General features: G+C 36.5%; 26 protein-coding genes. 5 read left to right on the top strand and 21 right to left on the bottom strand.

Annotated features, from left to right (window positions below):
* Positions 1–69 precede the first annotated feature (69 nt).
* The 18 genes from BLW28_RS07525 to BLW28_RS07440 form a co-directional block, all read right to left on the bottom strand.
* On the bottom strand, positions 70–960 hold the full coding sequence (locus BLW28_RS07525; RefSeq protein ID WP_073217567.1) for a cbb3-type cytochrome c oxidase N-terminal domain-containing protein: 891 nt from the start codon (positions 958–960) through the stop codon (positions 70–72).
* Between the two features lie 106 nt (positions 961–1,066).
* The gene (locus BLW28_RS07520; protein WP_073217564.1) at positions 1,067–1,264 is read right to left on the bottom strand and encodes a cbb3-type cytochrome c oxidase subunit 3; all 198 of its coding nucleotides are present in this window, start codon (positions 1,262–1,264) and stop codon (positions 1,067–1,069) included.
* Positions 1,265–1,266: 2 nt separating this feature from the next.
* The gene (gene ccoN, locus BLW28_RS07515; RefSeq protein ID WP_073217561.1) at positions 1,267–3,468 is read right to left on the bottom strand and encodes a cytochrome-c oxidase, cbb3-type subunit I; all 2,202 of its coding nucleotides are present in this window, start codon (positions 3,466–3,468) and stop codon (positions 1,267–1,269) included.
* Between the two features lie 13 nt (positions 3,469–3,481).
* Entirely contained in the window at positions 3,482–3,688 is a 207-nt protein-coding gene (gene ccoS, locus BLW28_RS07510; RefSeq protein WP_073217558.1) for a cbb3-type cytochrome oxidase assembly protein CcoS, read from the bottom strand.
* A gap of 57 nt (positions 3,689–3,745) precedes the next feature.
* On the bottom strand, positions 3,746–6,157 hold the full coding sequence (locus BLW28_RS07505; protein WP_073217554.1) for a heavy metal translocating P-type ATPase: 2,412 nt from the start codon (positions 6,155–6,157) through the stop codon (positions 3,746–3,748).
* A 123-nt stretch (positions 6,158–6,280) separates the two neighbouring features.
* Positions 6,281–7,495 (bottom strand): hypothetical protein, encoded by a 1,215-nt coding sequence (locus BLW28_RS07500; protein ID WP_234946465.1) that lies wholly within the window; start codon positions 7,493–7,495, stop codon positions 6,281–6,283.
* Positions 7,496–7,611: 116 nt separating this feature from the next.
* Positions 7,612–8,337: an iron-sulfur cluster repair di-iron protein gene (ric, locus tag BLW28_RS07495; RefSeq protein WP_073217551.1), complete on the bottom strand. Its 726-nt coding sequence runs from the start codon at positions 8,335–8,337 to the stop codon at positions 7,612–7,614.
* A 144-nt stretch (positions 8,338–8,481) separates the two neighbouring features.
* Positions 8,482–8,949 (bottom strand): hemerythrin domain-containing protein, encoded by a 468-nt coding sequence (locus tag BLW28_RS07490; protein WP_073217548.1) that lies wholly within the window; start codon positions 8,947–8,949, stop codon positions 8,482–8,484.
* 6 nt (positions 8,950–8,955) lie between these two features.
* Entirely contained in the window at positions 8,956–9,249 is a 294-nt protein-coding gene (locus tag BLW28_RS07485) for a hypothetical protein (protein WP_073217545.1), read from the bottom strand.
* 241 nt (positions 9,250–9,490) lie between these two features.
* A complete protein-coding gene (locus BLW28_RS07480) occupies positions 9,491–9,925 on the bottom strand; it encodes an RrF2 family transcriptional regulator (protein ID WP_073217542.1) in 435 nt (144 codons plus the stop codon).
* A gap of 100 nt (positions 9,926–10,025) precedes the next feature.
* Positions 10,026–10,454 carry an RrF2 family transcriptional regulator gene (locus tag BLW28_RS07475; RefSeq protein ID WP_073217540.1) on the bottom strand — a complete coding sequence of 143 codons (429 nt, stop codon included), beginning with the start codon at positions 10,452–10,454 and terminating at the stop codon, positions 10,026–10,028.
* A 115-nt stretch (positions 10,455–10,569) separates the two neighbouring features.
* Positions 10,570–11,838 carry an acetyl-CoA hydrolase/transferase family protein gene (locus BLW28_RS07470; protein WP_073217537.1) on the bottom strand — a complete coding sequence of 423 codons (1,269 nt, stop codon included), beginning with the start codon at positions 11,836–11,838 and terminating at the stop codon, positions 10,570–10,572.
* Positions 11,839–12,060: 222 nt separating this feature from the next.
* Positions 12,061–12,456 (bottom strand): transposase, encoded by a 396-nt coding sequence (locus BLW28_RS07465; RefSeq protein ID WP_200791523.1) that lies wholly within the window; start codon positions 12,454–12,456, stop codon positions 12,061–12,063.
* A 257-nt stretch (positions 12,457–12,713) separates the two neighbouring features.
* Positions 12,714–13,313 carry a thioredoxin family protein gene (locus BLW28_RS07460; RefSeq protein WP_073217531.1) on the bottom strand — a complete coding sequence of 200 codons (600 nt, stop codon included), beginning with the start codon at positions 13,311–13,313 and terminating at the stop codon, positions 12,714–12,716.
* A gap of 90 nt (positions 13,314–13,403) precedes the next feature.
* Positions 13,404–14,960 (bottom strand): L-aspartate oxidase, encoded by a 1,557-nt coding sequence (gene nadB, locus BLW28_RS07455; protein ID WP_073217529.1) that lies wholly within the window; start codon positions 14,958–14,960, stop codon positions 13,404–13,406.
* Complete coding sequence (gene nadA / locus BLW28_RS07450) at positions 14,960–15,907, bottom strand: quinolinate synthase NadA (RefSeq protein WP_234946464.1); 948 nt, start codon at positions 15,905–15,907, stop codon at positions 14,960–14,962. Before nadA ends, nadB begins: the two co-directional genes overlap by 1 nt.
* Before the next feature lie 66 nt (positions 15,908–15,973).
* A complete protein-coding gene (locus tag BLW28_RS07445) occupies positions 15,974–17,293 on the bottom strand; it encodes a cbb3-type cytochrome c oxidase subunit I (RefSeq protein ID WP_159431757.1) in 1,320 nt (439 codons plus the stop codon).
* Positions 17,294–17,297: 4 nt separating this feature from the next.
* A complete protein-coding gene (locus tag BLW28_RS07440) occupies positions 17,298–17,726 on the bottom strand; it encodes a c-type cytochrome (protein WP_073217521.1) in 429 nt (142 codons plus the stop codon).
* Between the two features lie 231 nt (positions 17,727–17,957).
* Here BLW28_RS07440 and BLW28_RS07435 point away from each other — a divergent pair, with 231 nt between their 5' ends.
* The 3 genes from BLW28_RS07435 (at position 17,958) to BLW28_RS07425 (ending at position 21,128) form a co-directional block, all read left to right on the top strand.
* Positions 17,958–19,382 carry an L-serine ammonia-lyase gene (locus BLW28_RS07435; protein WP_073217518.1) on the top strand — a complete coding sequence of 475 codons (1,425 nt, stop codon included), beginning with the start codon at positions 17,958–17,960 and terminating at the stop codon, positions 19,380–19,382.
* A gap of 152 nt (positions 19,383–19,534) precedes the next feature.
* Positions 19,535–20,353 carry a 3-methyl-2-oxobutanoate hydroxymethyltransferase gene (gene panB, locus BLW28_RS07430; RefSeq protein ID WP_073217515.1) on the top strand — a complete coding sequence of 273 codons (819 nt, stop codon included), beginning with the start codon at positions 19,535–19,537 and terminating at the stop codon, positions 20,351–20,353.
* 73 nt (positions 20,354–20,426) lie between these two features.
* On the top strand, positions 20,427–21,128 hold the full coding sequence (locus tag BLW28_RS07425; protein WP_073217513.1) for an RluA family pseudouridine synthase: 702 nt from the start codon (positions 20,427–20,429) through the stop codon (positions 21,126–21,128).
* On the opposite strand, the gene BLW28_RS07420 is transcribed toward BLW28_RS07425, so the two are convergent.
* The 3 genes from BLW28_RS07420 to BLW28_RS07405 form a co-directional block, all read right to left on the bottom strand.
* Positions 21,125–21,781, bottom strand: coding sequence for a response regulator transcription factor (locus BLW28_RS07420; RefSeq protein WP_073217510.1), 657 nt, complete (start codon positions 21,779–21,781; stop codon positions 21,125–21,127). The two genes, BLW28_RS07425 and BLW28_RS07420, sit on opposite strands and share 4 nt — an antisense overlap.
* Positions 21,771–22,553 (bottom strand): sensor histidine kinase, encoded by a 783-nt coding sequence (locus tag BLW28_RS07415; RefSeq protein WP_073217506.1) that lies wholly within the window; start codon positions 22,551–22,553, stop codon positions 21,771–21,773. The genes BLW28_RS07420 and BLW28_RS07415 overlap by 11 nt, the downstream gene beginning before the upstream one ends.
* 699 nt (positions 22,554–23,252) lie before the next feature.
* A complete protein-coding gene (locus BLW28_RS07405; RefSeq protein ID WP_073217500.1) occupies positions 23,253–23,600 on the bottom strand; it encodes a hypothetical protein in 348 nt (115 codons plus the stop codon).
* 353 nt (positions 23,601–23,953) lie between these two features.
* Here BLW28_RS07405 and BLW28_RS07400 point away from each other — a divergent pair, with 353 nt between their 5' ends.
* Both BLW28_RS07400 and accC read left to right on the top strand, forming a co-directional pair.
* The gene (locus BLW28_RS07400) at positions 23,954–24,469 is read left to right on the top strand and encodes an acyl-CoA carboxylase biotin carboxyl carrier protein subunit (RefSeq protein WP_073217497.1); all 516 of its coding nucleotides are present in this window, start codon (positions 23,954–23,956) and stop codon (positions 24,467–24,469) included.
* Positions 24,465–25,904 carry an acetyl-CoA carboxylase biotin carboxylase subunit gene (gene accC, locus BLW28_RS07395; protein ID WP_073217702.1) on the top strand — a complete coding sequence of 480 codons (1,440 nt, stop codon included), beginning with the start codon at positions 24,465–24,467 and terminating at the stop codon, positions 25,902–25,904. Before BLW28_RS07400 ends, accC begins: the two co-directional genes overlap by 5 nt.
* Positions 25,905–25,936 lie beyond the last annotated feature (32 nt).

The following is a 25,936-nucleotide window of genomic DNA, read 5'->3' as shown; positions in this document are numbered from 1 at the left end:
ATTTATTTCACTTAATAACGCAGAAGGAAAAACGGGTTCTCCTTCTGCGTATAATAAGGTAACCGTTTATTATTCAGCAGAACTTTCTTCTGTCCAGATTTCTCCTTCAGGTTCTTTCCCGTCTGATGGGTTTGTACCGTGCAATGTCATAACATAACTGGAAACCTGAGCCATTTCACTTGGTTTAAGATCTGTTTTCCAGGCAATCATACCTTTTCCAGCTCTACCTCCTTCACTAATGGTGGTATATATGTTTTTAATGCCACCACCTAAAATCCAATAATCATCGGTTAGGTTTGGGCCAATACCTCCTCCTCCACTGTCTTTATGGCAAGCTACACAGTTAGCTGTATAAATAGCTTTTCCGGCAGCCAAATCTGAAGGAGAATCTAAGAATTCAACAGTGCTAGCATCTATCAAATCTTTATTGTTCTTCTTGTATTCTGCAACCGCTACTTTAGCCTGTGCGACTTCAGTTTCGAATTCATCAATTTGATTAGGACCATCAAAAACTTCGTAATAAACTAAGTATACTCCTGCAAAAATGATTGTAGCATAGAACATATACACCCACCAAGGCGGAAGGTTGTTATCTAATTCACGAATACCGTCATAGTTGTGGTCTAACACAATTTCCTGCTCTTTTTCTATTGGTTTAGAATCAAGCATTTCCTGATACTTTCTTTTAAACCAGCCAAATTGGCTTTTTTCTCGATCTGCTGCCAAGGCCATATAACGTGCTTTAGCATTTTCATCAAGACCTTGATATAATATTCGTTCCAAAGTAGCTGCGACTACCTCAAAAGCAATTGAAAAAAGAAACACCATTCCTAAAACTACCCAAATAATTGGATATTTTACGATTGCCCAACTATCTCCAGAATCTACAATAAATTCTAGTATAAAAAAGGCAAGAATCATAAAGCCTATGACTCTAAAATATGAGGCTGTAGTTTTCATCTGTATAAAATATTTGATTGGTTAGTTAAAGATGCTCGCCCGCCTGCTCGACAGGGAATGCCCAAATCAGACATCTTCAGGTTTTTTTGATATGTTTCCGGACATTTCATAAAATTTGGTCTTTTTGATGTTTTGAATCGTCTTCCAATGGAATATTACTCACTTCGGCAATATGTTCCTTCTTTGCAGTAATCACCCAATAAAAAAGCGCTACAAAAAAGATAAAAAATATTAAAAGTGAAATCATCGGATATATTTGAACATTATCTATGTTCTCTAAATTTCCTTTTACAAATTTTAGCATAACTATTCGTTTTGAGCCGAAGCTTCATCGGCGTTTACTGCTTTAATATCAGTTCCTAATCGTTGTAGGTAAGCAATCATAGCAACGATTTCACGATTTTTCATTTCAATAAACTCTTCGCCGTTTTCTGCAGCATATTTTTTGTCTGCTTCATAAGTAGTAACAAAATCAGGATCGCTATATAGATTTTGTTCTATTTCAGTCCCTTGCTCGTCCATCCATTGTTGAGCTCTTTCAATTTCTTCATCGGTATACGGAACACCAATAGTAGCCAGGGCACGCATTTTAGCTTCGGTATTAGACTTGTCTAATTCTGCAGTTACCAACCACTTGTATGACGGCATAATAGATCCAGAAGATGTACTCTGTGGGTCGTACATATGGTTTAGGTGCCAACTATCAGAATACTTTCCACCCACGCGATGTAAATCTGGACCTGTACGCTTACTTCCCCACAAAAATGGATGGTCATAGACATATTCTCCCGATTTAGAATATTCGCCATAGCGTTCTACTTCACTTCTAAAAGGACGAATCATTTGCGTATGGCAGTTTACACAACCTTCTCGAATGTAGATATCACGTCCTTCTAACTCTAAGGGAGTATAAGGTTTTACGCTTGAAATTTTAGGAACATAATCATCTACCATTAACGAAGGTATAATCTGTACCATACCCCCAATTAAAATTGCAATTGTAGCGTAAATAGTCAATTTAACAGGACGACGCTCCAACCAAGTGTGCCATCCTTCGCCAGCTGTCTGCTTTTTAGTTACTGGAGTAAGTGGAGCTGCTTCAGCTAGTTCGTCTGTTACTTTACTGCCTCTTCTCGCAGTCATTATCATATTATAAAGCATAATAAATGCTCCAGTTATATAAAGGCTTCCTCCAATAGCACGCATCCAGTACATTGGCATAATTTGCGTAACCGTTTCAAGGAAGTTACCATAGGTTAGAGTTCCATCTGGATTAAACTGATTCCACATAGAAGCTTGCATAAACCCAGCTACATACATTGGTAATGCATACATAATGATACCTAAAGTACCTATCCAGAAGTGGGCATTAGCCAATGGTACAGAAAACAACTTAGTTTTAAAGAGCCTTGGCACGAGCCAATAAATCATACCAAATGCCAAGAAACCGTTCCAAGCAAGTGCTCCAACGTGAACGTGAGCAACAATCCAATCGGTAAAGTGAGCAATAGCGTTAACGTTTTTAAGCGACAGCATAGGCCCTTCAAAAGTTGCCATACCATAACCGGTAATAGCCACAACCATAAACTTTAACACAGGATCTACACGTACTTTATCCCAAGCGCCTCGCAAGGTTAAAAGTCCGTTAATCATACCTCCCCAAGATGGTGCCAATAGCATTACTGAAAACGCAACACCTAAGTTCTGAGCCCATTCTGGGAGCGCAGTGTACAATAAGTGGTGAGGGCCAGCCCAGATATAAATAAAAATCAAAGACCAAAAGTGAACAATCGAAAGCCTGTATGAATAAACAGGTCTGTTTGCCGCTTTGGGAACAAAATAATACATTAACCCTAAGAATGGTGTTGTAAGGAAAAATGCCACTGCATTATGCCCGTACCACCACTGAACAAGGGCATCTTGCACACCAGAGTACATTGAGTAACTCTTTAAAGCAGTTACAGGAATTTCCATACTGTTTACAATATGCAGAACGGCTACGGTTACCCAAGTTCCTAAATAAAACCAAAGAGCAACGTATAAATGACGTTGGCGTCTTTTAACCATTGTCATAATTAGGTTAATACCAAAAGCTACCCAAATTATTGCAATAGCAATATCAATAGGCCACTCCAGTTCGGCATATTCTTTTGAAGTTGTATAACCTAAGGGTAATGTTATAGCTGCTGCAACTATAATTGCTTGCCATCCCCAGAAGTTTAGGTTACTTAAAGCGTCACTCCACATACGTGCTTTTAGCAAACGTTGACTGGAGTAATATACTCCTGCAAAGATTGCGTTCCCCACAAAGGCGAAAATAACGGCGTTGGTGTGTAATGGGCGTAATCGTCCAAAACTAAGCCAAGAAATTCCATCCGTCATATTCGGGAACATAAACATGTAGGCCAGCAATAAGCCGACACTCATACCAATGAGTCCCCAAAATATGGTCGCATAGATGAATTTTTTGACAATCTGATTGTCGTAATAAAACTGTTCTGTTTGCATAGTGGTAATAGAATTATTTATCTGGATTGGTTAATTTTTCTTTTGGGGGATTGTTTTTTGATTTTGTGCCTTCTTTCACCAATTCATCTTCAAACAGCATTCTCACGGCGGGGGTATAGGTATCATCGTACTGACCTTTTCTCATCGAAAAAATAAACAGTACAAAAAAGACAAGAGCCACAAAAAGACTGATTGCCAGGAGCATATAAATTATGTTCATACCTAATTATTTTAATTCAAAAATATTGTTGAAAACGCCTTTAAAATATGACATTTATCAAGTTCCCTTATTTATATTCATTCTTAATTTCTTGCCAATATATTGTGTTGCAACGGTAGTAAAAATCACAATACTTATGGAACTTAAAGGCATTAAAATTGCAGCAACCACAGGACGTAAATGCCCTGTAACTGCAAATGTAATTCCTATTAAATTATAAAACAAGGATAGTACAAACGCCCATTTAATTATCTTTACCCCTTGTTGTGAAAAGCTCAAAAAGTCTGCAATTTTAGTAAACTTTGACGCATCCAAAATCCCATCACAAGCTGGAGAAAACACATTGGTGTTTTCCGAAATAACAAAGCCTACATCGCTCTGTTTTAGCGCTCCAGCATCATTCAAACCATCACCGATCATTAAAACCCGTTTGCCTTGCTGTTGCAATGATTTAATAAAATTAAGTTTGTCGTCTGGTTTTTGGTTAAAATACAAATTCACACCTTTTGGAAGCATAGCCTCCAATTTTTCACGTTCACCTTCATTGTCGCCAGATAAAACTATAACTTCCTTAGATGCTCCCAATTCTTCAAAAACCTGGGCAACACCACTTCTATATTCACTATTAAAAACATAACAACCTTTATAATTCTTGTTTGTGCTAATGTGTACAGTTGTTTTATTTTTTAATTCTACATCGGTTTCATTTGCGTATCCAACAAATTCATAGGACCCTACTTTTATAGAATTTTGATTAAATCTAGCAGAAATCCCCTTTCCAACTTCTTCTTCAAAATCATCTAAAGTCTGAATGTCATTTTTATCTAAGATACTGTACAGGGAGCGACTTAACGGGTGACTTGAAGCTCGAAGGGTACTTGTAAGTAATTGTTTTTCTTCTGTTGAAAGTGCTACACCTTCATAAGTAATCAAGTTTTTCTGATTTGTAGTGAGTGTTCCCGTTTTATCAAAAACCACTGTATCTAAATTTGCCATTTGTTCTATAACCGAAGCTTCCTTTAAGTAAAGATTTTCTCTTCCAAAGATTCGCAAAACATTCCCCAAAGTAAAAGGTGCTGCTAAGGCAATGGCACACGGACAGGCTACAATCAAAACTGCTGTAAACACGTTAAACGCCTTTGAAGGGTCTACAACCAGCCAAAAAATAGTTGAAACAAACGCAATGGTAAGAAGCGTAACCGTAAAGCGCTTACTAATACTATCCGTTAGCGATTCGAAAATGCCTGAATGATCTTTACTGAATACGTCGTTACTCCAAAGTTGGGTTAAATAACTCTGAGAAACGGGTTTTAATACTTCTACTTCAACTATTCCTCCTTGCTGTTTCCCTCCAGCAAAAAGTTTATCACCGCTTTGCTTGGAAATTGGTTCCGCCTCTCCAGTTACAAAACTATAATCAATAAGCGCGTTCCCTTTAATAAGAATAGCATCAACGGGGATGATTTCGTTATTCCGAATTAATAGTCGATCGCCTTTTTTAACGGTATAAACCTCAGCTTGTTCTTCAATTGTTTTTCCTTCTGCATTTTTAAATAGTCGTGTAACAGCAATTGGGAAGTACGATTTGTAATCACGTTCAAATGAAAGATAGCTGTATGTTTTTTGTTGAAAGAATTTTCCGAGGAGCAAAAAGAAAAGAAGCCCTGCTAAACTGTCAAAAAAACCGGTTCCCCAGTCCATAACAATGTCTATTGTACTTCTTATAAAAAGCACTGCAACCCCTAAAGCAATAGGAACATCAATATTTAAAATTTTTGACCTGAGCCCTTTGTAAGCTGAAGTGAAATATCCACTTGCCGAATAAAAAACAACTGGAAGCGAAAACGCAAACATTAACCAACGAAAAAATGGCTTAAATTGATCTAACCAAAACTCAGAACCTTCAAAATACTCTGGAAGCGACAGGAACATTATGTTTCCAAACGCGAATCCGGCAATTGTCAATTTGTAAATTAAGCTGCGATCTACATTTTTATCTTTTTTATCTGAATCATCCAGCGATATATAAGGCTCATACCCTATTCGACTTAAAAGAACAACAAGATTTTTCAAGGAATCGTCTTGTCCTGTGAACGTAATTCGAACCGTTTTTTCTGGGAAATTAACCTGAGAAGATTTAACTGAAGGATTCAGTTTATTAAGGTTTTCAAGAATCCAAATACAACTACTACAATGAATTGAAGGAATTACAAATGAGACAATTTGGAGATTTCCATCATTAAATTCCAATAGTTTTTCAACGATAGCTTCATTATCTAGAAAATCATACTTACCAGCAATTTCTTGAGGAGAAATACCTGGTGTTTTTTCTAAATCGTAATAATAGCTTAAATCATTATCGTGCAGAATATCATAAACCGTTTTGCAGCCATGGCAGCAAAAAGACTTTTCATCGTGTTTAATCTCAACATCTATACACGCATCTCCACAATGGAAACAGTTTACCATCTTCAAAAATTTGCTCATTAAACCAGTTGCAAATATTGCAATACCTACCTAAATTTCTAATGATAATTATCAGCTTTTACAACCTAATTAAGCACTAGAAAATAAGTTTTAAACTTAAACAGTTTAGGCAGAAAGATAAAGACTTTTAACCTGTTTAAAAAATAAAACTCCAACGGCGACTGGAAAAAGACAACTTAAAACAGTTAGAAAATTGTAGTATCCTGATAAGAAAGGAAGTCCGAGCCATATAGCTGTTGCTTTATAAAATATTAAAGCTTCGGTTGTGAAAAAAGCTATCAGAAAAATCCAAACAAAACTTTTGGGTAAATGAAGTAATTTAAAATATTTCAAAAAAGCTAGCATTGTAGTAACAACAATTCCTAAAAATACTAGATGCAGATACCCAATTACAAAATCAGGAAGTCGGAATGCTAATTTTGCAAAGTACGAATGCGCTGAGAATAACTGCATAATTAGCTTGATTACCATCAAGATAGAAGCTATTTTTAAAAGAAGCAACGACTTTTCATCAAATTTTTCTTTAATAAATGAAAATTGGTTTTGTAGAAGAAAGTATAAATCACCAAAAGCGAGCAGTTGTGCTATAGCCCCAATTCCGCCGAGTACATAAAAAATCTTTGGAGGCTGAAACCACAGCACCGAAAGAAAAAAAGTGAATATAATTCCAAAATTCAAAAGAAAAACAATAGATTTCAATTTTTGCGAATTAAACTGTACTCCTCTTTCTTCAAAGATAAAGAACAACAAGCCTAGAAGCGCTAGAATAAACCAACCATTATATTGAAAATGGAGGTAAAAATAGATGGAAGTTTTATACCAAATTGATGTTGATCCCAGTGTAGACATCACGCCGCCAATAGCCCACGGCCCGATACTCGAAATAACCAAATACCAAATTGAGGTTTTTATCAATTTCCAGGAAAATCGTTTTTTGAAATGCGCAGGTATGTGTTTTATTGCAAACCAGGCAAACCAATAAGATGCAAATAGGAAAAGTGTAGAAAAAATGATGGAATACAGCGCATACCCTTGAATAGGAAAGGTTATTAACATTCCAACGATACAAATATTGGTAAAGTAAAATATACGCTTGTACAGTTTTGGCTTTTCGGCCGACTCTAGAAAGCATTTATATACTAAGGTTGTTAGCCCCAAATAAATCCAACCTAGCAATGCTGTGTGCGAATGTGCGTGTAATAAAAACTTATAATTAAAAGGAAGTGAGGTTATTACATATAATCGCAATAAGACTCCCATTAACGCTACCAACAAAAAGTAGAAAAGCGCAACACCTATATGTTTCTTAAGATTTATCACCCATCAAAATTAGAAAAACAGTCCGGGATAGTACAATAAAAACTGTACTTCTTCCGGACTGCCAAAAAACCAATCAAAATGTAAAAAAAACTGGGGATTATATATAGAATTTTGGTTTACTTTTTTTGTAAAGTCTTTTCAAGCTTCAAGGCTTTTGGGAAAAGAATATTATTTTCTAAATGAATATGTTGGTGCAAATCTTGTTCAAACTCATCCAGTTTGGCATAAAAGGCTCTATAGGTGTTACAAGCTCCTTGCGGTGGTGTAAAACCACTACTCAATTCAGAAATACGCTTTAAAAAATCGCCTGCCTCTTCGTGCTCTTCTTCCATCATATGAATTGGGTTTTCAACCGATCCAAAGTGTGTAGCAGGCACCTCAGTTCCTTCAGCTTCCGCTTTAACAAGTTTTTTGATAAAAGGAAAAAGAATTAGTTCCTCCTTACGTTGATGAGCAGCCATAGCCTGAACCAGTTTAATGACCAGTTCTTCTATTTCATTTAATTCGGTGTAATGATGACCATGTACGTGGTTTACTCTTTTAGCGTATTGCAATAATAGCGGACTACTTTCTTCCACATATTGATGGTGTACGTTCAGAATATGATCTGTTAGAAAATCAAGTTTCCAACTGTTAAAATCAAAAGCACGATCAGGCGCTGTATTCAGATTTTGTAATTCTTCAATTAAAATCGTAGGATCTATTTTGGCTTTTTCGCAAGCGCGGGTAATACTAACTCCTCCGCCACAGCAAAAATCTATTCCGTATTTTTTGAAAATATGTGCAGCTTTAATGTTTTCGGTTACAACATCGGCTACCGTTCTTTCTTGTAGTGTAGTCATCTTAACAATATTTTTATATGAAACAATTTCTTTATTACGACACAAAGGTCTTATTTAAAACACTAATAGAATATGACTTAAATCATATTCTGACAAATTTATCAGAATTTATAATAAGCTTGATTTAGAAATGCTTAGCATCGTCTATTCATCCCAAAATGGATCTTCGTAATCAGGAGCTTTTTCAATATCTGAATGAATTTCCTCAATTTTATCTAATTGCTCTTGAGTTGCTACTTTCTGAATTTCGTTAAATAAAATACGTTCTTCAAAACGAATATGGGCATCTAACTCTTCCTCTAACCGATGAAGCGATTTTTCTGGATGTGCTGTATCTAAAAACAGGCGTTTTAATCTTCGGTGTTCCTTAAGGGCGCGTTCAATTAATTCATGACTTGGATCGAGTATGGGGAAAAGGTACTTCTCTTCATCATTAAAATGAGGTTCGATTTCGTGTGAATAAAACCAACTGGCGTATTTCATCATCCGTTCGGGAGCAATATTTTTAGCAAATCCCTTTCTGATTTTCCAACCAAAAAGCAACCCAAAATGATGTTGCCGGCTGAGTGGTTGCAATGCTTTATGTCGTTTAATAGGCTTATGTACTTCCATATCTAATTATGACTTTTCTTTATATTTAATGCGTTTTCCACCACATTTTGGGCAACGCATTATTATTCTCTTCTTATTTTTAAAACCTTCTACATGTTCCACCATAAACTTTCCAACTTTCACGTGTTTATCTCGATGATTTTTAACATCTATTTGCTTATCGTGGTTCGCTGTTCGCGATTGTGAATCATATTCCTGATATCCCCAGCAAAAAGCACAACCTTCTTTTTCATCCGTTATTTTAGGCTGAACTTCTGGTTTTGATTTAAAAATTCCAAACAAACGCTCTAAAAAGCTCATAAGCTTCAAATTCAAAAATACAATTTAGTTTTATCTTAACAGAATAGTACTGTTTTAAAGGGCTCGACTAAAGAAGACTGCCAAGGTTTTCTATATTATTTTATTGACTCACATCAGTCCTCTTGTATACCCTTTCCTAGTTATTACGTTCTCTTGAACACTCCCCCGCAACTACCTAAGTAAAGTATCAACCTTCAGTTTTAAATTATTACATTTTTATCAGAAATAACTATAAAAAAAGTTATCGTTTTAAAAATGACAAGCCAACATCTACTCCATTCGCCAATTCCAAAAGACTGGTATTCTCTAGCATTTCTTTTAAATTATCTCTAATATCGACAAATTTATCGTGCATTGGGCAAGGCTGACGGGCGTCGCAGTTATCAAAACCAAGTGCACAGCCGTTATAAATAGAATCTCCATCTATTGCGGAAACAATATGAGCCAATTTAATACTCTCCGCACTACCTTTCGGAATTTCAAAACCTCCCGTTGGCCCTTTCAAAGATTCTAAAATATTTTGCTTTGCTAATTGATGTAAGATTTTAGCCGTAAAAGCTTCTGGAGAATTAATGTTAAATGCGATATCTTTTAAACTTGTTCGAATTCCAATAGCCGATTGCGAGGCTATATAAACCGAAGCTTTAATTCCGTACTGACACGCTTTAGAGAACATACTTTAAAAATCTTGCACAAATATAGCAATAATTCTAATTTCTGATAAAATTGTCAGAAATTATTTGCGCTTACTGAAACATAAATGTAAATAACAATTATTAGATTTTCAAGAAAGTCCCGCCTTCATTTAAATCTAAAGCAAGATCTAGAACATTTGTATTCTCACACATTCGTTTTAAATTGCCACGTATATCTTCATATTGATCGTGAACTGGGCACGGATGAAGAGACGAACAAGCTTGCAACCCTAAGCAGCATCCCGTGAAAATGCCTTTGCCATCGATTGCTGCAACAATATCTATAAGTTTTAATTTGGAATCTTTTTCGAGATAAAAACCGCCATTAGGCCCTTTTTTTGACAATATAACTCCAGCCCTCGCAAGTTCTTGACAAATTTTAGCCGTAAATGGAACAGGGGAATCAACTGCTTTAGAAATTTGTGCGATATTAGGTCTTTTATCGTTCTGAGATTCTTTTGCTATAAATAGCACGGCTCTAATACCATACTCACAGGCTTTTGAAAACATACATTTACTTTTCTTCAAAAGTAAATAAACAAGCCTTAATTCAAATTAAAGTTTTCTTAAATATTTTAACGAAAAATTGGTTCTAAAATTAAAATAGTAAAGGTTCGATTAAGAATCACTTATTAAATCGCTTTCTAGCTTCCCTTTCTAATGCTTCACGATGGTCGGGGTGTGCGATAGAAATAAGTTCCTTTGCCCTTTGCTCTATTCCTTTTCCGAAAAGGTTTACCACACCGTATTCCGTTGCAACGTAATGAACATGCGCTCTAGTAGTCGTAACACTTGCGCCCTCCTTCAAAAAAGGTGTTATTTTGGAAATACCCTTATTGGTAACTGAAGGCATTGCAATAATTGGTTTTCCGCCTTCTGAAAGTGATGCACCACGTATAAAATCCATCTGTCCCCCTACTCCCGAATATTGATACATCCCTATACTATCTGCACAAACTTGACCAGTTAAATCTATTTCAATTGCACTGTTAATGGCCGTTACCTTAGGGTTTCGTCTAATAATTGCCGTGTCATTGGTATATGCTGCCTCTTTAAAATGAATGTTTGGGTTGTCATCAATAAAATCGTATAACTTCTTAGTACCCATTGCGAAACAAGTCACTATTTTTCCAGTCTTAATTTCCTTTTCTTCACCCGTAATAATTCCTTTTTCAACTAATGGGAGAATCCCATCACTAAACATTTCTGTATGAATTCCAAGCCTTTTATGATTCATTAAGTTGTGTAAAACTGCGTTGGGAATATTGCCAATCCCCATTTGAAGTGTTGCGCCATCTTCTACCAATTCGGCTACATTTTTACCAATTATAGCTTCAACTTTTGACGGTTCGCCTACCGGGGCTTGATAAATTGGCGTATCGATTTCCACACCATAATCAATGCTTTTTATATGGATAATACCATCTCCATGAGTTCTTGGTACATTTGGATTAACCAAAGCTACGACGTGTTTAGCTGTTTGAATTGCAGGTAATGTAACATCAACTGAAAGCCCTAAAGAACAATACCCATGCTTGTCTGGTGGCGAAACTTGGATAAATGCGACATCCAAAGGCATTATGTTTCTTCTAAACAACCAATGGATTTCACTTAAAAAAACTGGAATATAATCGCCGTGAATTGTATCTACACCCTTCCGAACATTATCGCCCACAAAACAACTGGCTAAGTGAAATGCATCGGTATACGGGGCGTAAGTGTATTTTGCATCACCATGCGTATGAATATGAACTATTTCAACATTTTTAAGTTCGCGATATCTTTCGCATAACGTGTCTATCAATAAATTAGGTGTCATTGCGGCACCCTGAAAAAACACACGATCATTTGATTTTACTATAGATACAGCCTCTTGAGCAGATACAATTTGCATGGAATATGATTTTTATACAAAGGTTGATAAATCATCAGGTTTTATAAATGATATCGGTCAGATTATTTGGAAATATGGGCGGTTTGAACCACGATGGTTTGAACCACGATGCCCTGTAGAGACGCGATGCATCGCGTCTCTACCATTACCAACGGCCAAAATCACCGCATCCAATATCCAATACCCCTAAAATGTTTTTGTTATACAATATTAAAAAAATCATCATTTTTTGTAAAATGAATCATTTTTCCAATTTAATGGATTGTTTATAATATAGGATTGGATTCTATCAAACGATCCTTGATTGCGGATTACGTGATCGTGAAACCGGGATTGCCATCCAAAATTGGAATCAATTTTACGGGCATTCACTGTTACGGCAGATTTGAAACCACGAATTATAGATGCCAAATTTTTTGATTGTGGACCAAATTGGTTTACTGGTTGTTTCGTTTTGGCGTGATTGGAATTATATTCATTACTGCCAATGCCAATTACGGCATGAAAATGATTCGGCATTACAATATATTCGCCCATTTCCAAATTCATGTCTGGTCGTAATACAAAGGTTTTCAGCCATTCGGTGTCCGCAATTTTACCAATTTGGGATAATTGCATTTTTGTGGACACGCGATGCATCGCATCTCTACGAATATCCCCGAAAAAACAAATTCTATTTTTCGTGCAAATGGTTACAAAATACATCGCGTTCCAACCATAATCCCAATTTTGTAGGCGGGTGGATGCAATTCGATATCTATTTCTGAATTTATCGGACATTTCAATTACCAAATCAGAAATTGAAAATACGAAATAAATTTTAAATTATTTGTATTCAGGGGGATATCCGATGCATCCTGTATTCACATTGGTTATTAATTTGATGGTATTTGTATTGTTTCCATAATATCATTCACAACAGAAACCCCTTTATCATTATTATACCAAACCTGCAATATCTCTTTAAAGGCATCGTCAATTACTCCGTGTTCTTTTTTGTAATCTGTTACCAATTTTGTCGCTGCTTTGGAACGTGGTCCAAAGGTTTGAAGCACATTCATAGCTTCATCTAGCATAATAATTATAGGAATTGACTGTGACCCATTGGTTAGAAACTGATTCATCAAATCTAGATTTTCATCACGAAGTACGATTTTTAAATCGATGTTATCTGAGTGTTGCGCTATCTTGTTTAAATATGGAAGCGTCTGAGCTGCATCGCCACACCACGGTTCACTAATTACAAGCCAAGTTTGCTTTTCTGAAACGTTTTTGAAAACCTTCATAGCTTCATCTGAAACTTTAGCCGTTTTGTCCAACCTTTTGGTACGACTAAAATTCAGTTTTGTGTAATCAACTTTCATTTGCGAATGCTCGCCAGTAGATTTTTCTTCTTCAACTAATTGTTTAAAAAGCAAATTGTATTGAGTGTAATCCATTGCTTTTTGAACTGATTGTTCTATCAAGGTCTTCATTTTTTTCTTTTATAATTTTTATAATTGATTGAATATATATGAAAGACAGCTATGTGTATTTCGTCCTATTCTTTTAAATTCATTTTTAGTTTATTGATTGTAATCTTCATTAAAATATCCCCCACGATTTTCTTTTCTAACCAAGGATTGCTGAATTATCAAATGCGCCACATTAACCATATTTCGAAGCTGACATAATGAGGTGTTCAGTTTGTGCTTTTGGTATAAATCTTCAGTTTCTGCATACAAACCTTCCAATCTGATTGAAGCTTCCTTCAAATCTTTATTATTTCTTACAACGCCTGCAAATCGTCGCATTAATTGTTGTAGTTCAACCGTTTTCTGCTGAAGAATTTCCGAGCTTTTTAACATCTCTACACCGCTTTCATTCCATTCAGCAATTGATATAGTCGTTCGCAAAGGTAGGTTCTTACTAATGTATTTAAAAATTCGGTCTGCATAAACCAACGCCTCCAGCAACGAGTTGGAAGCTAGCCTATTGGCACCATGTAACCCTGTGTGGGAACATTCCCCACACGCAAAAAGATTTTTTAACGACGTTTTACCATCAATATCCACCACCACACCACCACACAAATAATGCGAGGCTGGCACTACAGGAATCCAATCTTCTTCTAAATCAATATTATTTTTTAAACAGGTTTCGTAAATATTGGGGAAATGTATCTTCAGCTCTTGAATCTCCAGATGTGTGCAATCTAGGAAAACGCATTCTTCACCTGATTTTTTCATTTCGGAATCGATCGCTCGCGAAACGATATCGCGTGAAGCCAATTCGCCTCGAGCGTCATAATCCAACACAAATCTTTCGCCCTTTTTATTCCGAAGAAAAGCTCCAAAACCACGCACCGCTTCAGAAATTAAAAATGAAGATTGATTTTTTCCATCGTAAAAAGCTGTGGGATGAAATTGTATAAACTCCATGTTTTCAATACGGGCCTTCGCGCGATACGCCATTGCAATTCCATCGCCCGTAGCCACCGCAGGATTGGTGGTATGGCCATAAACTTGCCCCATCCCCCCCGAAGCCAATGTGGTACAATCGGCTTTTATTGCGAAGATACTTCCTGATATTTGGTCTAGAACATAAGTCCCGTAACAAGAAATTTCTTCGGTTTTCAATTCAGGAAAATGATGCTCCGTGATTAAATCTATCGCAAAATGATGGGGAAGGATTGTAATATTTTGCAACTGGTCTGTGCGTGCCAAAAGGGCGCGTTCAATTTCATTTCCAGTAGTGTCTTTATGGTGAATAACCCTAAATTTTGAATGGCCTCCCTCCTTCCCCAATGTAAGTTCGCCATCTGCGTTGGTGTCAAAATTAGCACCCCAACTCATTAATTCCCTTAACCTAAGTGGTCCTTCTTTGATTACCATTTCCACAACTTTCTTATCGCAAAGCCCGTCGCCAGCGATTAAAGTGTCTTCAATATGCTTTTGAAATGAATCTTCTTTCAAATCGAAAACTGCCGCCACACCGCCTTGGGCATATTTGGTGTTAGATTCTGATTGATGGGCTTTGGTAACAACCGTAATTTTTTTCTTTGGAAATTTCTCCGCAAGTTTCACCGCAAGTGTTAACCCCGCAGCACCAGAACCGATAATCAAAAAATTGGTTTCCATCATTATTTCGATAATTCTAGCATACGCTCAATGGGGACAATAGCTTTTTTTCGTACCTCCTCCGAAACTTCTATATGTGGAGTTTCGTGCAGCAAACAGTCGTAAAGCTTTTGCAACGTGTTCATTTTCATAAAAGCACATTCACTACAAGCACAGGTGTTGTCTTCTTCCGCTGGTGCAGGAATTAGCACCGCTTCAGGTACTTCCTGTTGCATCTTGTGCAGAATCCCAGCTTCGGTAGCAACAATGAATTTTTTTGAAGGATTCTTTTTTACGTAATCTATCATTCCAGCAGTAGAGCCTATATAAGTCGCAGTTTCCAAAATATGTGCTTCCGATTCAGGATGTGCAATAATGACAGAGTCGGGATGCTCTTGATAGAGTTTCAAAAGTTTCTCGATGGAAAAAGCCTCGTGAACAATACAAGCACCATCCCAAAGCAACATCTTTCTACCTGTTTTCTTTTGAATATATTTCCCCAAGTTTTTATCGGGTGCAAAAATAATCGGGACGTCTTTTGGAATGGAGTTCACGATTTTCTCAGCATTCGACGAAGTACAAATTATATCACTCAAGGCTTTAACTTCTGCAGAGCAGTTCACATAAGTAATTACTGTATGGTCTGGGTGGGCGGCTACCAATTCTCCAAACTTATCTGGTGGGCACGAATCGGCCAAGGAACAACCTGCTAGTAAATCTGGCAACAAAACTTTCTTGTTCGGGTTCAATATTTTAGCAGTTTCGGCCATAAAATGTACACCTGCAAAAACAATTATATCGGCATCGGTTTCTGCTGCTTTTTGCGATAATCCCAAACTATCACCCACGTAGTCAGCTACTTCCTGAATTTCAGGCACCTGATAATAGTGCGCTAAAATAACTGCATTTTTTTCTTTTTTAAGCGCTGTAATCTTCTCAGCTAAGGTCATTGTCATTGTATTCGGCTTCATTTTTAGAGAATTCAAAGTTAAGTTTAACAGAAGTGGTTTAAAATGATATTAATCATAGCTAAAACCTCATTTTCCTGGTTTCAATTTTAGCAGCAGCATTTTAAATATTGGAAACACCACGGTTACAAGAGAGATGAAAATTCCGATTCCGAAGATGAAGAACGATATGTAATAAATAACCATTGATTCTTCCATTTCTGAAAAAGCCCCCACTTTGGTAACATACATCCAATAACTCCTTTTAACGCCCGCTGCAAACAAGGAAGCACAAAAAAGGAATAGACTAATATTAAACGCAATAAAGCCACGCTTCACCCACTTTCTGTCAGTGTTATATTGTGGATATAAATGATGGATAATAAAAAACAATGCCGAAAAAAGAATGGTTGTATTGATGCCAATAGTTGTTCCCATTGAGTGCGCCACTGTAATATGCGTACCGTGTGTAAAATAATTAATTGCCGGAATAGAAAACAACAACGCCAAGATTATATTGAGGAAAACCCAGAGGTCTGTAGCCAATAAAAAACGGTATGCCATTGGGTGGTTTTCTTTTTCAACCTTTAAAACTGAACGTTTCCAATTATAAATAATAGATGCCAAAACTATCCACTCCGTCATACTAATTCCGTAAGCCACATACCTAATCCAAGGCTGTGTTGGCACGAGGTACGTGTGGTGCGCCCACCCAAACATTAAGTTGGTAAGCCCTAAAAAGTAGAAGAAAAACGCAACTTTATTGGTAGCCACATTGGTATCAGATTTTATTTTGGACATTAAATAGATAGAGATTCCGTACACCAACATATTCCACGAACCCGTAAAAGAACCTGTAGATTTCCATTGAACAGAGAAATCTTTTATAAAATCCAGTCTAAAAAAGTCGAATAGCCAAAAATGAGCTTCCATTAAGTGATATGTCATAAAAGCTATCCCTGTACCCCACATCCAATAGTAAACGGGCCATCCCCGCATATTTTGATAAAGTGTTTTGAAGTAATTAATACCGAACAAAATCCAACCAATTAAAATTGGGATCATCAAAAAAGATGGAAAGGCGAAATATTCCCGCCCTTCGGTATAATCGAATGTATAGGAATAATAAATGGCTGTTCCTGTTAAAAGGAAAATGATAAAGTGCAATTTGCCCAGTACGGGCGAAAACAACTTGAACTTTTCAACGTAGGTAAGAAAGAAATAGATACTCCCTGTTGCGGCAAGGATAATCCAAGCTATTACAGATGTAGCGTGAAAAGGTCGCAGTTTTGAAAAAGGAAAATAATCCTTTAAAAACTCAGGCATCACGTATTGAAAAGAAGCAGTCATTCCAAAGCACATTCCCAAAACAAGCGAGATAATGGCAAATACTAAAAAATAGATGGGCATTTTACTATTCATTTCGATACTTTAATTTTACCCAGCCAGTAGCTTCTATTTTGGCATCGTAGTTAGGATAAATTCCTGTTTCATCTACTTGTTTTAAATAGGCTACAATAGCCTCCTTTTCTTCTTCATTAAAGTTAAACTGAGGCATACTCTTCACGCCACTGTTCAAAAATGCTTTAATGTACAGCGGTCCCTTCTTTTCATCAGAAAACACATTAGTAAGGTCAGGTCCCAAATAACCACCTAAACCATAGAGTTGATGGCAAGACCAACAACGATTACTTTGAAACAATTGCTGCCCCTTTACAGCTTGTGGAGATAATTTCTCGACGGCAATATAACTTTCCGTAGTGTACACAACATAGTTGTACAACCCAAAAGTTACTAGCAAAAACGCTATTGCATACAGGTAAGGCTTTGAATTGACAGGCATTAAAGAATTAATTAATTGCCGCTAAAAATACTACTGAAATTGAAGGTGAAATATGACAAAAATCATATTTAAGACTTTTTAGTCTTAGTTTGTGGTGCTTTTTTCACTACCGGTTATGTTTAAATTATTTTTTAAAAAAAGGATTTGAAATTCTGGTGAAAAATTCATTTTGGAAAGCACAACCAAATTCTGAAACATACCATTATATTTGTACGTTAAAACAGAAATAAAATGGAAAGTATCAGTGTTTTCGATATGTTGTCTATTGGTGTTGGCCCTTCAAGTTCGCACACCTTAGGACCTTGGCGTGCTGCCTTGCAGTGGATTGACGAATTGAAAGAGAAGAAACAATTCGATAAAGTTGTCGGGGTTTCAGTCGATTTATATGGTTCACTGTCTCTTACCGGAAAAGGTCACGCTACCGACATTGCAGTAATGCTCGGACTTTCTGGCTTTGACCCAGTAACCTTTCCTATAGAAAACATTGAAAAAGAAATAGATTTTATTAATTCAGAAAACAAATTAAAACTGAATAACGAACGTGAAATCAATTTTATTCCAAAGGAAAGCATAATCTTCAACCGCAAGTTTTTAGAATTTCACCCAAACGGAATGACGTTTAAAGCAATTCTTGAAGACGGATCCAAAAAATCTACTTCTTTTTACTCCATCGGCGGTGGTTTTGTGGTTAAAGAAGAACGAAAATCGAAGAAGGTGAAGCTTGAAAAATTTTCACATTTCCCATTTCCTATTAAGCTCGGAACGGAGTTGCTTGAATATTGTAAAAAAGAAGGCAAACAAATTTGGGAGATTGTTCTTGAAAATGAAAAATCGCTTCGTACTGAAGCCGAAATAAACCAAGGACTTAAAGAAATTTGGGATGTAATGCTCGATTCTATGTACGTGGGCTGCCATACCGAAGGCACGCTCCCTGGTGGACTAAACGTTACAAGAAGAGCTTATAATATGAATAAGAACCTTATTTGTGACACTAAATATAGTAATGCCGAAGAATGGATTGAAGCCATTCGTGATACCGAAGTAAAATTCCGTCAAATATTGAAATGGGTTTCATGTTTTGCTCTTGCGGTAAATGAAGTCAATGCCTCATTAGGGCGTGTTGTTACAGCTCCCACAAACGGAAGCGCAGGTGTAATTCCAGCCGTAATAATGTACTATTTGGTTATTGAAAACCACGATGCCAATTTTGATGACATTCGTAAGTTTTTGCTCACTTCGGGTGAGATTGGTAGCATTTTCAAAAAAGGTGCAACCATATCAGCTGCTATGGGCGGATGTCAAGCCGAGATAGGCGTTTCCTCCTCAATGGCTGCTGGAGCTTTATGCGAATTGATGGGCGGTACTCCAGAACAGTGTTTAATGGCAAGTGAAATAGCCATGGAACATCACTTGGGGCTAACCTGCGACCCGATTGCAGGATTGGTTCAAATTCCTTGTATAGAACGCAACGCAATGGGCGCAATAAAAGCCATAAATGCTTGCGAAATGGCACTCAACAGCGACCCAAGCAAGGCAAAAGTACCTTTGGATAAAGTTATAGCAACTATGTGGGAAACTGCAAAAGATATGACTTCTAAATATAAAGAAACCAGTGAAGGTGGTTTAGCGGTTCAAGTGAATATAAGCGATTGCTAAAAAAACACACAAGAAGTCAATTTCATTTTCTTCAAGCCTTTCAAATTAAATATCATAGATCGCCAGCTAGCAGTGATTCGTTGATATTGTAAATTCTGAAGGGCATCCAAATCAAAATCACTATTTTTACAAATTAATTTAAGTTTTAAAATATGTCTGTAGCCAAAAAAGAATATAAGCGTATTACCACTAAAACCTTGGTGGATATGAAAAAGAAAGGCGAAAAAATTTCGATGTTAACCGCCTACGATTTCACTATGGCAAAAATTGTGGATAGCGCAGGTATTGATGTTATTTTGGTAGGCGATTCGGCCAGTAATGTTATGGCAGGTCACGAAACAACCTTGCCCATAACGCTAGATCAAATGATTTATCACGCAGCTTCTGTAGTCCGCGGAATTGAAAGAAGCTTAGTAGTTGTAGATTTACCTTTTGGAAGCTACCAAAGCGATCCTAAAGAAGCACTTCGCTCAGCAATTAGAATAATGAAAGAAAGTGGCGGACATGCAGTAAAACTTGAAGGTGGAAAGGAAATAAAAGAATCGATAAAGCGAATTCTGAATGCAGGAATCCCGGTAATGGGCCATTTAGGGTTAACCCCACAATCCATATACAAGTTTGGAACCTACACAGTTCGAGCAAAAGAAGAAGCTGAAGCTGAAAAGCTAATTGAAGACGCCTTACTTCTCGAAAAAACAGGTTGTTTTGCTATAGTTTTAGAAAAAGTACCTGCAAAACTTGCACAAAAAGTCGCTGAAACCATTAGCATTCCGGTTATTGGCATTGGTGCCGGACACGGAGTAGACGGCCAAGTGTTAGTAACCCACGATATGCTTGGGATGACACACGAATTTAACCCTCGTTTTTTGCGAAGATATTTAGATTTATATACCGAAATGAGAAGTGCTTTCAGTCAATATAGCGCCGATGTAAAAAGTGGTGATTTCCCAAATGAAAGCGAACAATATTAGATGATTGACGATTAACGATTAACGATTAACAGAATTTAAAAATAATAAACTACAAACCACAAATCAACTTCCAATTTCACCCACAAAAACCCATAGCTCCAAAGATAATCTTCAGGTTTTATATGAAGACAATCACTTAATTGTAGTAAACAAACGCCCAGGCGATATTGTTCAGGGAGATAAAACGGGTGATATGCCTTTATCCGAAGTAGTTAAAGAATATATCGCCGAAAAATACAATAAGCCAGGAGCCGTATTTTTAGGTGTTGTACACAGATTAGATAGACCTACCAGCGGAATTGTAGTTTTTGCGAGAACCTCAAAAGCTTTGGCTCGATTAAACAAAATGTTCTCTGCACGGGAAACTGAAAAAATATATTGGGCAATTGTAAAGAACACACCCTCACAATTAGAAGCAACGCTAGTTCATTATTTAAAAAGAAATCCAAAGCAGAATAAATCGTATGCACACAACAAAGAAGTTCCTGATAGCAAAAAAGCCATACTTCATTACAAAGTGCTAAAACAATTAAAGAATTACTGCTTACTCGAAATAGTGCTTGAAACCGGTAGACATCATCAAATTAGATCGCAGCTTTCGGCCATCGGGAGTCCGATAAAAGGTGACTTAAAATACGGATTCGATAGAAGCAATGCAGACGGTAGTATTCACCTACACGCCAAAAAACTAACCCTCGTTCATCCTGTGTTAAAAGAAGAAATGGTATTTGAAACTTCTACTTTAGATGACCCTATTTGGAATGCTTGTAGCTAGAGCTTTACGATTTCATGTTTTATGGCAAACATTACCAATCCTACCCTGTTTTTAATATTTAATTTTCGAAAAAGTTCTTGACGGTAACCGTCAATTGTTTTTGGACTTAAATTCATTTTTTCGGCAATTTCTTTATAAGTCATTTCAGAAGATGCAAGTTTTATAAAGGCTATTTCTTGTTCTTTAAAATTTAATAATTCTTCATTTTCAGAATAGCCAATAGAGTGAAGCAAGGCTTCCGAAACTTTATCTGAATGGTAATATCCGTTGTCGATAACTTCATTTAAAACACGCAGCAAATATTCTGGTTCAATATCTTTCAGCAGATATCCTTTGGCCCCATTTCTCAACATTTTTATAATACTAGTTTCTTCATCATCCATTGTCAATGCCAAAAACTGAACACTCGGATGCGTTTTACAGAGCCATTCTGCGGTTTCAAAGCCATTTAATACAGGCATATTAATATCTAATAAAACAATATCTGGGGTGACCCCGTCCTGTCCTAGCTTCTTTTGAAGTTCAAAGCCATTCCGAAGATTAAATGAAACTTCAAAATTTGGAAATGAGTTAATAAGTCTTTCCAAAGAACAAGCGAATAGAGCGTGGTCATCTACAATTCCAACTTTATATTGTAAAGGTTTATCCTGCATTTTTATAATTGTATCTCAAAAATAATTTGGCTCCATCCCCTGGCTTAGATGTTACTGAAAATGAAGCTTTAAGAAGTGCTGCACGGCTTTTCATCGTCTCCATACCCGAACTACTTGTTTTTAGCGATGTATCAAAGCCAACCCCATCATCGGTAGCTGTGATTTCAAGAAAATCTTCCTTATAGTCCAAACTTACGAATAAATTTGAAGCCTTAGCATGTTTAAGCACATTTGAAAGAAATTCCTGTAAAATGCGGAATATAATAATTTCAGAAGCTTTATTTATTGGCACAATATCTCCAACAATTTCCAAGGAAACGTCCAAGTAGCCTAAGCGCTTAAATCTATCCATCTCTAATTGCAATGACTCCAAAAGTCCATTTTTCAGGACAACATCGTTGTTTAACACTTTAGAAAGTGAGCGGATTTCCTGAACACTTTCTTGTATAACTCCTTTAGTCTCTAAAATTTGTTGATGAAAATTTTCTGGAACAGTTTGTTTTAAAATATTCAATTGCATATTTGCAACAGATAATAGTTGCCCAACATTATCGTGCAATTCCCAAGCAATGTTTTTGAATGTTTGTTCTTGAATTTCGATCCGGGAATTAGCCAGTTCGGTTTGATAGCGTTGTGCAACCTCGTATCGTTCTTTTAGAAGCTTGTTTTTTCTTCGTTGGAATGCTATAAAAAACACAACAACAAATATAACCAGAAGGAAAATTACGGTAATAAAGTATACTATTAGTAAAATTTCTTCTTTCTCGAGCATATTAAAAAACCAAGCGTAAAGGTGCTATAAGTAAAAATGTTTGCAAAAAATAATACATTTAAGTGCAATTTAACAAATAAATCGTTGCCATCTGTTATATTAAAATGTTGAGACAAGATATCGATGGGTGCAATACACAAATTAAACACCAAAACCCCTACCGAAATGTAGAAAGGCAGAAAACTCTTAAGTTGCAATAGCATATCACTTCTAAGCAATTCAAAATAGAAGAAAATCACACTAAAAAACAACAGTAAAGTGCCTGATAACGAAACTATTTGAGGCGTAGTTTCGAAAAAGGTATTTGTACTCAAAATTACCGCCATAGAGGCTACAACAAATGTGATGATTAGCCCATAAAAAGTGATTTTTGAATATTTGTTTTTTAAAAAAGAGGTGAAGTAAAAAGAAAAAAACGAAAAACTTAATACATTGTAAATGTTGTATAACCAATAATTATTTTTAAATGGTGTTCCCTCTACAAATCCAAAGTAGTTGTAATTAGAATAGTAAGCAACTATAACATAAGATGCTACAATTTCTACAAGCACGGTAAACCACAGAAATAAAACTAAATATTTAGAATTCTTAGACCGAGAACTACTTTTTTTTAAATAATAAGTTCCGGACAAAGCTGCTAACACCTCTATACAGATCGTAGAGAGAGGAAAAAATAATATATCGGATAATTCCAATTTTTTAATAGATTTTGGGAGGCATGCCCTGTAAAGACCTATTTATAGGTTCCAGTTTATAATTATTTTCAGACCCCACGGTTACTCCCAATGTTGGCGCTAAAAACACAGTTGCTTTATCTCGTTTTCCAGTACCGTACGCCCCAAAATAAATTCGGATTCCCGGAGTCTGATTACCAGAACCTGCCTTAACGTAATCCAAAAACGCTTGCAATTCATCTACACTAAATAAAAACTCACAGCAATCGGGCGCACCTAGCTCCTTTTCTATATACAAAGCCCGAGTTTTCATCCAATTATCTTGTAATTCTTTTGCTTCGGCAACTGTAATGCAATTAAATGGCTTTTTCATTTTTGGTTTTGTTTTAAATTAGTCCCACGAATTTAATGAAAATCAAAAGGAAAGCGTCATTAGTACTTCAAAAAACAGGAAAAACCCCTTTTTTCGGTAAGGTTTTTTCCTGACAGCTTAAAAAATCGCTGAAAAATTCGTAAAGCTAAAAGGCAATGATTCTACACCCAGAAAGTAATTAACTTCTATAAATTATAAAGTACCTTTAATCACACAAACTACTCATTTTCAGAAATTAAACAAATCAAAAGTAAAAAAGGTTGATTTTTTCTGAAAAATATTTTCAAATCAGGCACTTCACCCTTTTGCCGATACCTTAAACAAATCTTATCTTTATCAAATATTTTATACACATGAAACATCAATATAGTATTTCAGTGGACGAAAATTATCAATTCGAGCTAGGAGTTGACGATGCCACTAAATTAAATCAGTTAATCTTCTCAGAAGTTGAGGCGGGAACGAAAAAAGAAAAAATCCATATTCTACACAATCAAAAGTCTTTTTCTGCAGCAATTGTAAAAGAAGATTTTCTTAACAGGGTGTACACCGTGAAAGTTAACGGTAATTCGTATACAGTTAACATTGCAACACCTCTCGACCGGTTAATTAAAGAAATGGGGCTATCACTCGGAAATGCTTCTGTTGAAGACGAAGTGCTTGCGCCTATGCCTGGAATTATCTTAGAGGTAACCGTAGCAACTGGCGATGAAGTGAAACAAGGCGATTATTTATGCGTTTTGGAAGCTATGAAAATGGAAAACGCACTCACTGCCCCTAGAGATGGCGTTATAAAATCTGTCTATATTGCCAAAGGCGACACGGTTGATAAAGGAAAATTACTAATTGAATTCCAAAAAAATGATTAAAAAGATACTGATTGCCAATCGTGGCGAAATCGCGCTTCGAATCATGAAAACGGCTAAGAATATGGGCATCGCCACGGTTGCTATATATTCTGAAGCAGATAGGGATGCACCACATGTAAAGTTTGCCGACCAAGCCGTTTGTATAGGTCCACCCCCTTCAAACGAATCGTATTTATTAGGCAATAACATTATAAAAATTGCAAAAGAGTTAGATGTAAACGCAATTCATCCTGGATATGGTTTTTTAAGTGAAAATGCTGACTTTGCTGAAAAAGTTGAAGAAAGCGGAATGATTTTCATAGGGCCTAAATCGCACGCCATTCGCGTTATGGGAAGCAAATTAGCGGCAAAAGACACCGTGAAAGCTTACGATATCCCAATGGTTCCAGGCACTGATGAAGCTATTACAGATGTAAAGGCAGCAAAAAATATCGCCAAAGAAATTGGCTTCCCTATCCTCATTAAAGCTTCAGCTGGTGGTGGTGGAAAAGGAATGCGTATCGTTGAAAATGAAAAGGAATTTGAAGAACAGATGAAACGCGCTATCAGTGAAGCAGAAAACGCATTTGGTGATGGCTCCGTTTTTATCGAAAAATTCGTCACTTCTCCACGACATATTGAAATACAAGTTTTAGCTGATAAGTACGGAAATACAGTACATTTATTCGAGCGGGATTGCAGCATTCAGCGTCGTCACCAAAAAGTGGTAGAAGAAGCCCCTTCTGCTGTACTCACCCCCACATTAAGGGAACAAATGGGGGCTGCAGCGGTAAAAGTTGCCAAATCTTGCGACTATGTGGGCGCTGGAACAGTCGAGTTTCTTTTAGACGAAAACCTCAACTTCTATTTTTTAGAAATGAACACTCGCCTTCAAGTAGAACACCCCGTTACTGAGCTTATTACAGGGCTCGATTTGGTGGAACAACAAATCCATATTGCCAATGGCCAGAAGCTTGCATTTGTGCAAGAAGATTTAAAAATAACTGGTCACGCTTTCGAACTTCGGGTTTATGCTGAAGATCCGTTGAATAATTTTATGCCAAGCGTAGGAAAGCTTGAAGTTTACAGCCCGCCAAGTGCGAAAAATATTCGTGTAGACGATGGATTTACTGAAGGCATGCAGGTTCCTATTCACTATGATCCGATGCTTTCAAAATTGATTGTTTATGGAAAAACCAGAAATGAAGCAATGCAGTTAATGCTAGAAGCAATTTCCAACTATAACGTTGAGGGAGTGAGTACTACCCTACCCTTTGGAAAGTATGTGTTTAAGCACGAAGCCTTCCGAAGTGGGAACTTCGACACCAACTTTGTTAAGCATCATTATTCAGAAGAAAAGATACAAGCCAATAATGAGGAAGAGGCCAAAGTTGCTGCTCTTATTGCTTTAAAACAATATTTAAAAGATTCAGGAGTACTTCGATTACCGAAATAAAAAACTAAACCCCAAAGGTTTTTAAAACCTTT

Source organism: Aequorivita viscosa, from assembly GCF_900106795.1.
GTDB classification, from domain to species: Bacteria; Bacteroidota; Bacteroidia; order Flavobacteriales; family Flavobacteriaceae; genus Aequorivita; species Aequorivita viscosa.
The sequence above is the reverse complement of the archived record's forward strand: the minus strand, read 5'-3'. Positions and strand labels throughout refer to the sequence as shown.

Coding starts and splice junctions, on each gene's coding strand:
- panB (WP_073217515.1), top strand. CDS start 19,535: ATGTCTGTAGCCAAAAAAGAATATAAGCGTATTACCACTAAAACCTTG.
- BLW28_RS07520 (WP_073217564.1), bottom strand. CDS start 1,264: ATGCTAAAATTTGTAAAAGGAAATTTAGAGAACATAGATAATGTTCAA.
- nadB (WP_073217529.1), bottom strand. CDS start 14,960: ATGATGGAAACCAATTTTTTGATTATCGGTTCTGGTGCTGCGGGGTTA.
- BLW28_RS07480 (WP_073217542.1), bottom strand. CDS start 9,925: ATGTTCTCTAAAGCGTGTCAGTACGGAATTAAAGCTTCGGTTTATATA.
- BLW28_RS07525 (WP_073217567.1), bottom strand. CDS start 960: ATGAAAACTACAGCCTCATATTTTAGAGTCATAGGCTTTATGATTCTT.
- BLW28_RS07405 (WP_073217500.1), bottom strand. CDS start 23,600: ATGAAAAAGCCATTTAATTGCATTACAGTTGCCGAAGCAAAAGAATTA.
- BLW28_RS07465 (WP_200791523.1), bottom strand. CDS start 12,456: ATGCAATTATCCCAAATTGGTAAAATTGCGGACACCGAATGGCTGAAA.
- BLW28_RS07435 (WP_073217518.1), top strand. CDS start 17,958: ATGGAAAGTATCAGTGTTTTCGATATGTTGTCTATTGGTGTTGGCCCT.
- BLW28_RS07485 (WP_073217545.1), bottom strand. CDS start 9,249: ATGAGCTTTTTAGAGCGTTTGTTTGGAATTTTTAAATCAAAACCAGAA.
- nadA (WP_234946464.1), bottom strand. CDS start 15,907: ATGAAGCCGAATACAATGACAATGACCTTAGCTGAGAAGATTACAGCG.
- BLW28_RS07420 (WP_073217510.1), bottom strand. CDS start 21,781: ATGCAGGATAAACCTTTACAATATAAAGTTGGAATTGTAGATGACCAC.
- BLW28_RS07475 (WP_073217540.1), bottom strand. CDS start 10,454: ATGTTTTCAAAAGCCTGTGAGTATGGTATTAGAGCCGTGCTATTTATA.
- ric (WP_073217551.1), bottom strand. CDS start 8,337: ATGACTACACTACAAGAAAGAACGGTAGCCGATGTTGTAACCGAAAAC.
- BLW28_RS07505 (WP_073217554.1), bottom strand. CDS start 6,157: ATGGTAAACTGTTTCCATTGTGGAGATGCGTGTATAGATGTTGAGATT.
- ccoN (WP_073217561.1), bottom strand. CDS start 3,468: ATGCAAACAGAACAGTTTTATTACGACAATCAGATTGTCAAAAAATTC.
- BLW28_RS07490 (WP_073217548.1), bottom strand. CDS start 8,949: ATGGAAGTACATAAGCCTATTAAACGACATAAAGCATTGCAACCACTC.
- BLW28_RS07445 (WP_159431757.1), bottom strand. CDS start 17,293: ATGCCCATCTATTTTTTAGTATTTGCCATTATCTCGCTTGTTTTGGGA.
- ccoS (WP_073217558.1), bottom strand. CDS start 3,688: ATGAACATAATTTATATGCTCCTGGCAATCAGTCTTTTTGTGGCTCTT.
- BLW28_RS07415 (WP_073217506.1), bottom strand. CDS start 22,553: ATGCTCGAGAAAGAAGAAATTTTACTAATAGTATACTTTATTACCGTA.
- BLW28_RS07470 (WP_073217537.1), bottom strand. CDS start 11,838: ATGCAAATTGTATCTGCTCAAGAGGCTGTATCTATAGTAAAATCAAAT.
- BLW28_RS07440 (WP_073217521.1), bottom strand. CDS start 17,726: ATGCCTGTCAATTCAAAGCCTTACCTGTATGCAATAGCGTTTTTGCTA.
- BLW28_RS07460 (WP_073217531.1), bottom strand. CDS start 13,313: ATGAAGACCTTGATAGAACAATCAGTTCAAAAAGCAATGGATTACACT.
- BLW28_RS07400 (WP_073217497.1), top strand. CDS start 23,954: ATGAAACATCAATATAGTATTTCAGTGGACGAAAATTATCAATTCGAG.